The following is a 12,853-nucleotide window of genomic DNA, read 5'->3' on the forward strand; positions in this document are numbered from 1 at the left end:
TCGGGAATGGGGAATGGGGGAAGAGCGCGCTGTTTGCGCTGACGCGTCCCTGGATTCCTCGGCCGAATTTCACACGGCAATGAGCAGTTCGCGCTCTGCTGTTGCGATTCCCCATTCCCGATTCCCCATTCCCCGCACCTGATGCACACCCCGCTGCGCCGCCGCCTGCGCCTGGCTCGCCGTTTCGCGTTCTACGCGGTGGCGATCGGGCTGGTGTGCGTGGCCCTGGCGGTGGGCGCGCTGAGCCAGGCGCTGCCGTTCGTGGAGCGGCATCCGCAGCAGGTGGCGGCGTGGCTGAGCGAGCGTGCCGGGCGGCCGATCCGCTTCGACCGGCTGGAGACGGCCTGGACCCGGCGCGGTCCGTTGCTGCGCCTGGACGGGCTGCGCATTGGCGCCGGCGACGGCGTGCGCATCGGCCAGGCCGAGGTGCTGGTGTCGATGTACGCGGGATTGCTGCCCGGGCGCTCGTTCACCGAACTGCGCCTGCGCGGCCTGGCGCTGACCCTGCTGCGCGCCGACGACGGCAACTGGAGCGTGCAGGGCCTGCCGACCTCGGGGCAGGGCGGCGATCCGCTGGATGCGCTGGAAGGGCTGGGCGAGTTGCAGGTCATCGATGGACGCCTGCGTGTACACGCCCCGTCGCTGGGCCTGGAAGCGCAGGTGCCGAAGATCGACCTGCGGATGCGCGTGAACGGCGAGCGCCTGCAGGTGGGCGTGCACGGCTGGAGCGATCTGCAACAGGCGCCGCTGACCGCGGTGCTGGACCTGGACCGTCGCAGTGGCGACGGCCAGGCCTACCTGGCGGTGCGCCCGGCGGAACTGGCCGGCTGGGCCGGCCTGCTGCATGCGGCCGGCATCGAACTGCAGGGCGGCGTCGGCGACGTCCAGGCCTGGCTGGACCTGCAGCAGCGCCGGGTCGCCGGGGTGACCGTGGACGCCACGCTGCGCGAGCTGCGCCTGCGCGGCGCGCCGCTGGCCGACGGGCGCACCCGGCCGCAGCTCGCCTTCACCACCTTCCGCGCGAAGGCGCGCTGGCGCCAGATCGACGGCGGCTGGCGGCTGGATGCGCCGCAACTGCAGTTCGGCCAGGCCGGACTGCCGCTGCAACGCCTGGACGGGCTGAGCGTGGCCGGCGGGCGCCGTTACGCCCTGTACGGCGATCGGCTCGACCTGGCGCCGCTGATCGCGGTGGCCGGACTCAGCGATCGGCTTTCGCCCAGCCTGCGCAGTTGGTTGGCGGTGGCACGGCCGCGTCTGCAACTGACCCAGGTGGCGGTGAGCGGGGTTCCCGGCGGTCCGCTGTACGGCCAGGGGCGGCTGGCGGACCTGGCATTCGCGCCGGCGGGCGGTGCGCCTGGGGTGAGCGGGCTGCGCGGCCGCTTCGACGGCGATGCCCAGGCCGGCGAACTGGCGCTGGAGGCCGGCAGCCCGGTCCGCGTCGACTGGCCCAGCGGCTTCGGCGTGGTCCACCAAGTCCAGTTGGCCGGGCGCATCGTCGCCTTCCGCGATGGCGACGGCCTGCGCGTAGCGACCCCGGGGCTGCGCGTGCAGGGCAGCGACTACGGCGCCGACGTGCGCGGCGGGCTGCGCTTCCAGGACGACGGCTCGCGGCCGTGGATCGACCTGGCCGCCGACCTGCAGGACGCGCCGGTGGTGGCGGCGAAGAAGTTCTGGGTCCATTCCAAGATGAGCAAGGCCGCCACCGACTGGCTCGACGCCGCGCTGCAGGGCGGGCGCCTGCGCGACGGCCATGCGCTGGTCTCCGGCGACCTGGACGACTGGCCGTTCGCCGACCACAACGGCCGCTTCGAGGCGACCGCGCGGCTGGAGGACGCCAAGGTGCGCTTCCAGCACGACTGGCCGGCGGTGGAGAACGTGGACGCCAGCGTCGCCTTCATCGGCAACGGCTTCGAGGTGCACGGCCGCGGCAGCATGGGCGGGGTGCCGGTGGAGCAGCTGTCGGCGGCGCTGCCCGACTACAAGGAAGGCCAGCTCAGCGTGCTGGCCAGCACCCGCGCCGAGACCGGCAAGCTGCTGGCGATGCTGCGGCAGAGTCCGCTGCACGCCCATTACGGCGACACCCTGGATGCGCTCAGCGCGTCGGGGCCGGCCGATGTCACCTTCGACCTGCTGCAGCCGCTGCGCGCCGACATCGGCACCCACCACCTGCGCGGCACGGTCGACCTGCTCGGCGCGCATATCGCCGACAAGCGCTGGGACCTGGCCTTCGACGACATGCGCGGCAGCGCCAACTACAGCGATACCGGATTCGCCGCGCAGAAGCTGAGCGTGGCCTACCAGGGCCACCAGGGCGAACTGGCGCTGCGCGCCGGCGACGGCGTGCAGGACCCGCAACAGGCCTTCGAGGCCGCGCTGAGCGCGTCGCTGGACGCGAACGAACTGCTCGACCGGGTGCCGGAAATGGCCTGGCTCAAGCCGTACGTGCAGGGCCGCTCGCGCTGGAACATCGGCGTCGGCCTGCCCAAGACCCCCGACGGCGGCGCGCAGCCGCCGACCCGGCTGCAGCTGCGCTCGGACCTGGTCGGCACCCAGTTGCTGATGCCGGCGCCGATGGACAAGGCGCCGGCCACGCCGCTGGCGACCTCGGTCAACGTGCCGCTGCCGGTCGGCAGCGGCCGCATCGAGGTGGCCTTCGGCAAGCTGATGGCGCTGGCGGCGCGCAGCCAGGGCGGCAAGACCGGCGTGCGCGTGGTGATGGGCAGCGACCACGTCGCCGACGAACCGCCGGCCAGCGGCCTGGTGGTCAGCGGGCGCACCGCGGCGCTGAACGCCATCGACTGGATCAGCGTGGTCAGCCGCCCCGATCCGAACGCCGCCGCGGCCAACGGCGGCGAAGACCCGATGCCGCTGCGGCGCATCGAGATCCTGGCCGACCATCTGCTGTTGCTGGGCGGGGTGTTCGACAACACCCGCCTGCGCCTGCTGCCGCAGGCCGACAGCATCGACGTGCATCTGGACGGCCCGGCCCTGGCCGGCGACCTCAGCGTGCCGACCAAGGACGGCGGCGTGCTCGGCGGACGCCTGGCGCGGGTGCACTGGCGCTCGGCCACGGCCACCTTGCCGGTGGCGAACGGCACGCCGACGGCGGTGGTCGCCACGCCCGCCGACAGCGGGGTCGCCGGCAGCGCCGGCCCGGTCCCGGCCGGCCCGTTCGCCGACAGCCTGGACCCGGCCACGATCCCGGCGTTGGCGCTGGACGTGGACGACCTGCGCTTCGGCGCGATGACCCTCGGCGCGGCCTCGCTGCGCACGCGCAAGCTCGCCGACGGCATGCAGGTGGACCAGCTGCACCTGCGTTCGGACAAGCAGAAGATCGACATCAGCGGCGACTGGCGCGGCAAGGGCGCCACCGCCCGGACCCAGCTCAACGCCAACGTCGACAGCCGCGACCTGGGCGAGTTGATGCAGAACCTGGACTTCGGCGGGCAGGTGCGCGGCGGCGAAGGCCAGCTGACGCTCAGCGCCGCCTGGCCGGGCACGCCGTCCGGCCTGCAGCTGGCCACGGTGCAGGGGCAGCTCGACGTGGCCGCGCGCAATGGGCAATTGCTGGAACTGAACCCGGGCGCAGGGCGCGTGCTCGGCCTGCTCAGCGTGGCGCAACTGCCGCGGCGGCTGATGTTCGATTTCCGCGACTTCTTCTCCAAGGGCTTCGCCTTCAACCGCATCGACGGCCAGATCCGTTTCGGCGACGGCCTGGCGCGCAGCGACAACCTGGTCATCGATGGCCCGGCCGCGGAGATCAAGGTGCGCGGCGAGGCCGACCTGCGCGCCCAGCAGTTCGACCAGACCATCGACGTCAATCCCAAGTCCGGCAACCTGCTGACCGTGGTCGGCGCGGTGGCCGGCGGGCCGGTCGGCGCGGCGGTCGGCGCCGCCGCCAACGCGGTGCTGGGCAAGCCGCTGGGCAACATCGGCGCGCGCACCTACCGGGTCACCGGGCCGTGGAAGGATCCCAAGGTGGACGTGATCGAGCGCGAGTCGGCGCGCCCGCCGGCGGCGCCTGCCGCGACGCCGCCGGCTGCGTCCGGGAAGCCCTGAAAAGCCGGGATTGGGGAGTCGGGATTGGGGATGTGGACCGCTGCGCGCGGTGCCGATCCGCACGAATGCCAGCGGCGCGGCGCCCTGCGCGTGCATGGGATGCGGTGCATTGCCTGGAGACCGCCGCGCTTCCCGCGCGCCTGCCGTGTTCAGACTGTGCCGCCCGCCGCTTGCGCTGCGCGCCTTCCTCCCCCATGTTGAGCTCATGAACGATCACGCCCTGAGCCTCGCCGAAACCCGCCTGTTGCTTCCCGCCGGCCTGGATGCCACCAGCCTGGAGCGCGCCTTCGGCACGCTGCTCGGCCCCGGCATCGACTTCGGCGACCTGTATTTCCAGCATTCGCGGCGCGAGAGCTGGAGCGTGGAGGACGGCATCGTCAAGGACGGCGCCCACTCCATCGAGCAGGGCGTGGGCGTGCGCGCGATCTCCGGCGAGAAGACCGGCTTCGCCTATTCCGACGACATCCACCGCGACGCGCTGCTGGCCGCGGCGCAGTCGGCGCGGGCCATCTCCCGCGACGGCGGCGCGCAGCCGGCGCACGCGCTGCAGCGCGGCGGCGGCCGCGCGCTGTATCCGGCGCTGGATCCGGTGGACGCGATGGACAACGCGCACAAGGTGGAGCTGCTGCGGCGGCTCGACCAGTACCTGCGCGCCGCCGACCCGCGCGTGCAGCAGGTGATGGTGAGCCTGTCCGGCGGCGTGGACACGGTGCTGGTGGCGCGCAGCGACGGCGTGCTCGCCGCCGACGTGCGCCCGCTGGTGCGGCTGAACGTGCAGGTGATCGTCGAACAGCAGGGCCGCCGCGAATCCGGCTATGCCGGCGGCGGTGGCCGCTACGACTACACCACGCTGTTCGCCGATGGCCGTCCGGAAGCCTTCGCGCGCGAGGCCTTGCGCCAGGCGCTGGTGAACCTGGAGGCGGTGCCGGCGCCGGCCGGGGTGATGCAGGTCGTGCTGGGCCCGGGCTGGCCCGGCGTGCTGCTGCACGAGGCGGTCGGCCATGGCCTGGAAGGCGACTTCAACCGCAAGGGCACCAGCGTCTACGCCGGCCGCATCGGCCAGCGCGTGGCTTCGCCCGGCGTCACCATCGTCGACGACGGCACCCTGGACGGCCGCCGCGGTTCGCTCAACGTCGACGACGAGGGCACCGCGACCAACTGCACCACCCTGATCGAGGACGGCGTGCTGGTCGGCTACATGCAGGACACGCTCAACGCGCGGCTGATGGGCGTGGCGCCGACCGGCAACGGCCGCCGCGAATCGTTCGCGCACCTGCCGATGCCGCGCATGACCAACACCTACATGCGCGCCGGCCAGCACGATCCCGAGGAGATGATCCGCTCGGTGAAGAAGGGCCTGTACGCGGTCAACTTCGGTGGCGGCCAGGTCGACATCACCAGCGGCAAGTACGTGTTCTCGGCCACCGAGGCCTACCTGATCGAGGACGGCAGGGTCACCGCGCCGGTGAAGGGCGCCACCCTGATCGGCAACGGCCCGGAGACCATGCAGAAGGTGCGCATGATCGGCCACGACCTGGCGCTGGACGAAGGCGTCGGCGTCTGCGGCAAGGACGGGCAGAGCGTGCCGGTGGGCGTGGGCCAGCCGTCGCTGCTGATCGACGGGCTGACCGTGGGCGGGACGGCCTAGGAGCCGGGAGTGGGGAATCGGGAATCGGGAATGGGCAAAGCGGGCGCCGCGGTGGGCTGCGGCGTTGCAGGGCTGGCGGACAGGTTCATCGTGCGCCGCGCTCGCTGGGCTGGGAGCGCGTCGTCCGTTGTGCGTGGCAGCCGACGTTGCCGCGCCTCAGTCGCGCGTGTCGTCGAACGCCGCGTCGTCGTCCGCTTCTTCGATTCCCGATTCTCCATTCCCCGTTCCCGACGCACCCCCCAGGATCATCTCGCGCAGCTCCCGGAACAACTCGCGGTAAGCGTGCGGCGGCTTGTTCTTCAGCCGTTCGTCCTTGGCGTTGCGGACCAGCTGGCGCAGCCGCTGGCGGTCGGCGTCGGGGTGTTCGGCCAGCAGTTCGGCCAGCGCGGTGTCGCCTTCGGCGAGCAGCCGTTCGCGCCAGTCCTCGACCCGATGCATGGCCGCCACTTCGCGGCGCGCGCTGTCGCTGTTGACGTCCATGGCTTCGCGGATCGCCTCCAGCACCGCTTCGTCCTCGCGCCGCATCTGCTTGGCCAGGAACGCCAGTTGCCGCTTGTGCGCGATGTGCGAGGTGATGCGCTTGGTCTCGGCGATGTGCGGCAGCAGCGACTCGGGCACCGGCAGCTTGGCCAGTTGCGCCGGGGTCAGCGCCACCAGCTTCTCGCCCAGGCTCAGCACTTCCAGCGCCTCGCGGCGTTGCTGGCTGCGGCTTTCGCCGCGGAATTCACCGGTGTCTTCGTCGCGTCCGCGCATGCTCGTACTACTCGATCGGGCTGGAAATCAAATCAACACATCCGGCCAGGACGGCCGGACAGGGGCGAAGGGATTCGCACAACAAGGATAAAGCATTGAACGCGATCACCCCCGATTTGCACCGCGACGACAGCCAGCAGCGCCTGGAGCGCCTGTCCGACATCGCCGAGCGGCTGCTGGCGCGCGCCCGCGCGCTCGGCGCCAGCCAGGCCGAGGTCAGCTGCAGCGAAGACCGCGGGCTGGACGTCAACGTGCGCCTGGGCGCGGTAGAGACGGTGGAATCCACCCGCGACCGCGGCATCGGCGTCACCGTCTATTTCGGCCAGCGCAAGGGCAGTGCCAGCACCGCCGACCTGCACGAGTCCAGCCTGGAGGCCACCGTCGCCCAGGCCTGCGCGATCGCCCGCTACACCGAGGACGACGTGGCCGCCGGCCTGGCCGAGGCGGCGCTGATGGCGCGCGAGCAGCCGGATTTCGACCGCTGGCATCCGTGGCCGCTGCAGGCCGAGGAGGCGATCGACCTGGCGCTGGCCTGCGAGGCCGCCGGCCGCGACGCCGATGCGCGGATCAGCAATTCCGACGGCGCATCGGCCGGCAGCAGCGAGAGCTTGTCGGTCTATGCCAATTCGCACGGCTTCGTCGGCTGCGAGCGCAGCACCCACCATTCGATCGCCTGCACGCTGATCGCCGGGCAGGGCGACGGCATGCAGCGAGACGGCTGGTACAGCAGCGCGCTGGCACGCGAGGACCTGGAACGCGCCTCGGCGATCGGCCGCCGTGCCGCCGAGCGCACCGTGGCGCGGCTGCAGCCGCGCTCGCTGCCGACCGGCGAGGTGCCGGTGCTGTTCGCGCCGGAAATGGCGCGCTCGTTGATCGGGCATCTGCTCGGCGCGGTGTCCGGTGGCGCGCTGTACCGCCGCGCCAGTTTCCTGCTCGACAGCGCCGGCACCCGCCTGTTCCCGGAGTGGTTCGCGATCGACGAACGGCCGCACCTGCGCCGCGGCCTGCGCTCGGCCGCCTTCGACGGCGAGGGCGTGGCCACCCGCGAGGCGCCGCTGGTGCGCGACGGCGTGCTGCAGCGCTACGTGCTGGGCAGCTATTCGGCGCGCAAGCTGGGCCTGCAGACCACCGCCAATGCCGGCGGCGTGCACAACCTGCAGGTGGCAGCCAACGCGGCGGACCTGCAGGCCATCCTCAAGGGCCTGCCGCGCGGCCTGCTGGTCACCGACCTGATGGGCAACGGCGTCAACCCTGTGACCGGCGATTACTCGCGCGGCGCCGGCGGGTTCTGGATCGAGAACGGCGAAATCGCCTATCCGGTGGACGAGATCACCATCGCCGGCAACCTGCGGCAGATGTTCCAGGACATCGAGGCGGTGGGTGCCGATATCGACGTGCGCTCGCACGTGCACATCGGTGCAGTGCTGGTCGGCCGGATGACGGTGGCCGGCAACGACTGAGGGCCGTGACGCGCGCCGCGGAAGGTGACGGCGGCAACGTCGCACGCCCGGGGCCTGGGCATCGCGCCTACGCGTTGGTGCTGCAGGCGCTGGCGGCACTGCACCTGTGACTCATGGCGATGGGCTGCGCCCGATCGCTACGACGCTGCGACGGGGGCGAGCGCGATCCGCTGCCGTATGGGCTGATGGACCGGCGCGGCGCCCGGCGTGGCGTGCGTCCCGCTGTGCCGGCCTCGCTTGACAGCGCTGCGCGGGCCGCCGAGAGTGACGCGCCAAACGTCTTGTCCCCTCACCACCAAAGGAACGGAATACCGATGAGCGAATTCGACAACGTCACCGCCCCGCCGCCGCCGCCGGCCTCGGCAGGCCCCCAGGAAGACCGCACGGTCGCGCTGATCACCCATCTGTCGGGGATCCTCCTCGGGTTCATCGTGCCGCTGATCATCTGGCTGGTGAACAAGGACAACCCGGCCAAGTCCTTCCTCAACGATCAGGCCAAGGAAGCGCTGAATTTCCAGATCACCATCGCCATCGCCTACGTGATCTGCATGGTGCTCAGCGTGATCATCATCGGCGGCTTGCTCGCGCCGGTGGTGTGGGTGGTGAACCTGGTGCTGTGCATCCTGGCCGGCATCAAGGCCAACGAAGGCGTCGCCTACCGCTACCCGTTCGCGCTGCGCCTGATCAAGTAAGCGCACCTGCGAGGCATCTCCGAAGGCCCGGCCGTTGCGCCGGGCCTTTTTTGTGCCCGCACTGGGCACCGGCGGGAGAGCGCAGGGCGGCCAGGCGCAATGCCGCCACCGGCCGGTCAACCGCGGCCCGTGCTGCGCGTTTGCAAGGCTGTCGCCATCACCGGAGCGCTGCATGATCCGCCGCGAGAGCTTGAGCGCCGCCAACCGCTTCGGCCTGGGCGCCCGTCCCGGGGAACTGGCGGCCATGGGCGAGCCGCGCGACTGGCTCGCCGCGCAGTTGCAGTCGCCCCCACTGGCGGCGGAGTTGCAGGGCCTGCCCGACAGCCTGGCCTACCTGCGCCGCGAGGCCGACTACCAGCGCGAGCGCCGCCAGGCGCGGCAGCAGGCGGCCGGCGATCCGCAGCAGGCCGCCCGGCAGGCGCAGCAGGCCGCGCGCGGGCTGTATCGGCAGACACAGGCGCAGGAACTGGCGGCGCGCTACCGGATCGCGGTGTCCACCCCGGCCGGATTCGCCGAGCGCCTGGTGCAGTTCTGGTCCAATCATTTCGCGGTCTCGGTCGACAAGCGTGCGGCCGCGCTGTACGCGGCGCCGATGGAACGCGAGGCGATCCGCCCGCACTGCATGGGCCGCTTCGCCGACCTGCTGCTGGCGGTGGAGCGGCATCCGGCGATGCTGCGCTACCTGGACAACGCCAATTCGGTCGGCCCCGACTCGCTGCTGGCGCAACGCGCGCAGCGCCGGGCCATGCGCATGGATCCCGAACGCCCGGCGCGCCGCCTGGGGCTCAACGAGAACCTGGCGCGCGAGATCCTGGAACTGCACACCCTCGGCGTGGACGGCGGCTATACCCAGGCCGACGTCACCGAACTGGCGCGTGCGATCACCGGCTGGGGCGTGCCGGCGCCACGCGATGTCGAGCAGGGCATGCCCGGGGCTGCCTTCGTGTTCCGCGCGCCGGCGCATGCCGCCGGCAGCCGCCTGGTGCTGGGCCGGCGCTATGCCGAGGACGGTGTGGCGCAGGGCGAGGCGATCCTGACCGCGCTGGCCCGGCATCCGGCCACCGCGCAGCATGTCTCGTTCAAGCTGGCCCGGCACTTCGTCCGCGACGATCCGCCGCCAGCGTTGGTGCAGCGCATGGCCGACGCGTGGCGGCGCAGCGATGGCGATCTGCGCCACGTCTACCGCGCCCTGATCGACAGCCCCGAGGCCTGGGACGCACAGGCGCGCAAGTTCAAGCCGCCGCAGGATTTCGTGGTGTCGGCATTGCGCGCCGGAGGTATCTGGCCCGAGGCGCCGCCGCAGCAGAAGACCGTGCTGACCCTGCTGGCGCGGATGGGGCAGCCGCCGTTCACCCCGCGCTCGCCGGCCGGCTATGCCGATGTAGCAGCGGAATGGAGCGGCGCCGACGCGCTGTGGAAGCGCGTGCAGGCCGCCGAGGCGCTCGCCGGGATGGCTCCGGGCGATCCGCTGACGCTGGCCGCGACCGCGTTCGGCGACGGTCCGGATGCGGACACGCTGAGCGCGGTGCGGCGCGCCGAATCGCCACGCGAAGGCGTGGCGGTGCTGCTGGCCAGCCCGGCCTTCCAATGGCGCGCCTGAGCGGCGCGCGGTCCGATCCGCGATGGGAGAAGCTCCGATGCAACTGACACGCCGTCGTTTCCTTGCCGCCAGCGGTGCGGCCACCGTGTTGAGCCTGTGGTCGGGCAGCGGCCTGGCCGCGCCGGGCGCCGATACGCGCCTGCTGGTGGTGCTGCTGCGCGGCGCGCTGGACGGGCTGCACGCGCTGGTGCCGACCGCCGATCCCGACTACGCACGCCTGCGCGGCGCGCTGGCGCCGCCGCAGACCCTGGCCCTGGACGGCAGCTTCGCGCTGCACCCGGCGCTGGCGTTCGCGCATGAGCTGTACGCGCGCAAGCAATGGCTGCCGGTGGTGGCGGTGGCGCCGCCGTACCGCGAGCGCTCGCACTTCGAGGCGCAGGATTGCCTGGAGAACGGCACCGCGCGGCCCAGCGGCGCCTCCAGCGGCTGGCTCAACCGCTGCGCATTGGCCCTGCACGGCGCCGAGGCGGTGTCGGTGAGCGCGGTGACGCCGCTGATCATGCGCGGTCCGGGCGCGGTGAACAGCTGGTCGCCGCCGCTGCCGAGCGCGGTCAATCCGATCCTGCTGCAGCGTCTGCAGCCGCTGTATGCCGCCGATCCGCATCTGGCCGGCGATTTCGCGCGCGCGCTGCGCGAGCAGGGCATGCAGGTGGACAGCGTCAAGGGTGGGCAATTGCCGCAGGCGATGAGTGCGGCGGCCAGCTTCATGGCCAAGCCCGACGGGCCGCGGATCGGCTTCGTCGAGGATGCCGGCTGGGATACCCACAGCAACCAGGCCGCGGTGCTGCAGCGCAAGCTGGGCGAACTGGATGCGGGGCTGCGCGCGTTCCACGATGGCGCGCAGGCCTGCTGGTCGCGCAGCGTGGTCGCGGTAGTGACCGAGTTCGGCCGCACCGCGGCGGTGAACGGGACCGGCGGGACCGACCATGGCACCGGCGGGGTGGCGTTCCTGGCCGGCGGCGCGGTGCGCGGCGGGCGCATCGCGGGAGACTGGCCCGGCCTGTCGCCGCGGGCCTTGAACGAGGGCCGCGACCTGCGCGCCACCAGCGACCTGCGCAGCCTGTTCCGGCACGTGCTCGGCGCGCATCTGGGCGTGTCCGAGCGCGCGCTGGACACCCAGGTGTTTCCCGGCAGCGCGGGGCTGCCCAGGTTGGAGGGTTTGGTGGCCTAGGACACCACGCGGGCATAGAGCGTGCGGCCTGGGCCGCACGCGAACCGGGCGCCGACGCGAGGTCCGCGCCCGGGGACATCACCGGCGTGCCGGACTCAGTTCTGCGACGGATTGTTCTCGGCGAAGTACTCGTGGCTGTCGGCGTTCTTCACCGCGCGCGCCGGATCGCTCTTGGCCAGGCTCTTGGCCGCGCTCTGGCCGTACGCGGTGTCCTGCGTGCCGGCGACCACGCTGAAGTGGCTCATTTCGTGGATCAGGGTGCCGGCTTTGGAGTCGGTGCCGGTCAGCGGCGCGCTCCAGAACGCATTGCACACGTAGATCTGGTACGGCTGGTTCGGATACACGTAGGCGTAGGAACTGTCGCTGCAGCCGCAATTGATGGTGATCTGGCCGTTGTTCTGGTCGATCGCCGAATCGATGTTGACGAAGTTGGACGTGGCGGTGCTGTAGCGGCTGGCGTTGTACGCGCCGAACCAGGTGGTGTAGCGCGCGCCGGTGCTGCCGCCGTTGAGGTAGGTCTTGGCGTTCTGCGAGTAGGTGCGCGCCGCGTTCACCGCGCTGCCGATGGTGCTGATCTGGCTGGTGCTGCACGAGGCGTAGTTGACGCCATTGACCACCGCCTGCGGGCCGACCATCAGGTCGTTGCGCACCGCATGGCCGCGGCCGCCATCCAGCCATACCGTCAGCGGCGCGCTGGACAGGGTCTGCGGCTCGCCGTCGGCGCGCAGCATGCGCGCGCCATCGGCGAGCGCGGCGCCCTGCAGCGGCGCGTCGAGGCGGATGCTGTAGGTGCCGCTGCGGGTCAGGTCGTAGGCGCGGCTCAGGTCGATCTGCGCCTGCTTCGCTTCGCCCGGCTGCAGCACCACCATGTCCTCGGCGCGCGGCGCGGCGCGCTTGACCAGGCGCCCGACGTAATCCACCGGCTTGCCGTCGCGCTGGACCTGGAACAGGGCGTTGTCGAGATCGCCCAGCGGCAGTTCCCACTTGGGCACGCGTGCGACCTGCGTGCCGGTGTTGCGCACGGTCACCGCCATCTGGCCGCGCTGCTGGCCGTCGGCGTCGGCGACCGGCGTCAGTTCGACCTGCAGCGGCGCGGGCGTGCGCGTGAGTTGCGATTGCGCCGTGGCCGCCGAGATGATGCCGACCAGGCTGAAGCCGATCGCTGCCGAGATCCGGGATGCGTGTTTCATGCAGTCTCTCTCCGTCGAAAGTGGGCGCCCCGTGACAGGGGCCGAAGCAAACTAGCCCGGTGATGCGCGCGTGCGCGTCGCAGGTGTGTTTGTCTTCGATTTCGTCCAGCGAAGCGCGCGCCAGGTCTCAGTATCGGCATCGCGGACAGACATCGCCGCATGTGAGTGTCGCGCTGCAGCGGCCTTGCCGCAGCGGCATGCACTGGATCGAGCGCAGCGTTGCGGATAGGCCATGTGGCGATCACGCTCGCACTGTGCGTGTGCGTGCGTGGAGATCGTG

8 protein-coding genes are annotated in these 12,853 nt (G+C 71.8%); 6 read left to right on the top strand and 2 right to left on the bottom strand.

Going from position 1 to position 12,853, the window contains the following annotated elements; genetic code table 11:
• The first annotated feature begins 141 nt into the window (after positions 1-141).
• The gene (locus CEK65_RS20560; RefSeq protein WP_152182830.1) at positions 142-4,059 is read left to right on the top strand and encodes a YhdP family protein; all 3,918 of its coding nucleotides are present in this window, start codon (positions 142-144) and stop codon (positions 4,057-4,059) included.
• Positions 4,060-4,264: 205 nt separating this feature from the next.
• Positions 4,265-5,707, top strand: coding sequence for a metalloprotease TldD (gene tldD / locus CEK65_RS20565; protein WP_152182831.1), 1,443 nt, complete (start codon positions 4,265-4,267; stop codon positions 5,705-5,707).
• A 156-nt stretch (positions 5,708-5,863) separates the two neighbouring features.
• Here tldD and yjgA read toward each other — a convergent pair whose 3' ends face one another.
• On the bottom strand, positions 5,864-6,460 hold the full coding sequence (yjgA, locus tag CEK65_RS20570; protein WP_148827558.1) for a ribosome biogenesis factor YjgA: 597 nt from the start codon (positions 6,458-6,460) through the stop codon (positions 5,864-5,866).
• 95 nt (positions 6,461-6,555) lie between these two features.
• On the opposite strand from yjgA, the gene pmbA reads away from it, so the two are divergent.
• The 4 genes from pmbA (at position 6,556) to CEK65_RS20590 (ending at position 11,383) form a co-directional block, all read left to right on the top strand.
• A complete protein-coding gene (gene pmbA / locus CEK65_RS20575; protein ID WP_152182832.1) occupies positions 6,556-7,920 on the top strand; it encodes a metalloprotease PmbA in 1,365 nt (454 codons plus the stop codon).
• A 314-nt stretch (positions 7,921-8,234) separates the two neighbouring features.
• Positions 8,235-8,612, top strand: coding sequence for a DUF4870 domain-containing protein (locus CEK65_RS20580; RefSeq protein WP_010344465.1), 378 nt, complete (start codon positions 8,235-8,237; stop codon positions 8,610-8,612).
• Positions 8,613-8,784: 172 nt separating this feature from the next.
• The gene (locus tag CEK65_RS20585) at positions 8,785-10,212 is read left to right on the top strand and encodes a DUF1800 domain-containing protein (RefSeq protein WP_152182833.1); all 1,428 of its coding nucleotides are present in this window, start codon (positions 8,785-8,787) and stop codon (positions 10,210-10,212) included.
• Positions 10,213-10,249: 37 nt separating this feature from the next.
• A complete protein-coding gene (locus tag CEK65_RS20590; RefSeq protein ID WP_152182834.1) occupies positions 10,250-11,383 on the top strand; it encodes a DUF1501 domain-containing protein in 1,134 nt (377 codons plus the stop codon).
• A 95-nt stretch (positions 11,384-11,478) separates the two neighbouring features.
• On the opposite strand, the gene CEK65_RS20595 is transcribed toward CEK65_RS20590, so the two are convergent.
• The gene (locus CEK65_RS20595) at positions 11,479-12,573 is read right to left on the bottom strand and encodes a M35 family metallo-endopeptidase (protein WP_017909615.1); all 1,095 of its coding nucleotides are present in this window, start codon (positions 12,571-12,573) and stop codon (positions 11,479-11,481) included.
• Between the last annotated feature and the right edge of the window lie 280 nt (positions 12,574-12,853).

Source organism: Xanthomonas sp. LMG 12459 (genome assembly GCF_009192905.1).
In the GTDB taxonomy this organism is placed as follows: domain Bacteria; phylum Pseudomonadota; class Gammaproteobacteria; order Xanthomonadales; family Xanthomonadaceae; genus Xanthomonas_A; species Xanthomonas_A sontii.

Excerpts from the sequence above, each read along its gene's own strand:
- CEK65_RS20560 (WP_152182830.1), top strand. The coding sequence starts at position 142 with ATGCACACCCCGCTGCGCCGCCGCCTGCGCCTGGCTCGCCGTTTCGCG.
- CEK65_RS20590 (WP_152182834.1), top strand. The coding sequence starts at position 10,250 with ATGCAACTGACACGCCGTCGTTTCCTTGCCGCCAGCGGTGCGGCCACC.
- tldD (WP_152182831.1), top strand. The coding sequence starts at position 4,265 with ATGAACGATCACGCCCTGAGCCTCGCCGAAACCCGCCTGTTGCTTCCC.
- CEK65_RS20585 (WP_152182833.1), top strand. The coding sequence starts at position 8,785 with ATGATCCGCCGCGAGAGCTTGAGCGCCGCCAACCGCTTCGGCCTGGGC.
- yjgA (WP_148827558.1), bottom strand. The coding sequence starts at position 6,460 with ATGCGCGGACGCGACGAAGACACCGGTGAATTCCGCGGCGAAAGCCGC.
- CEK65_RS20580 (WP_010344465.1), top strand. The coding sequence starts at position 8,235 with ATGAGCGAATTCGACAACGTCACCGCCCCGCCGCCGCCGCCGGCCTCG.
- CEK65_RS20595 (WP_017909615.1), bottom strand. The coding sequence starts at position 12,573 with ATGAAACACGCATCCCGGATCTCGGCAGCGATCGGCTTCAGCCTGGTC.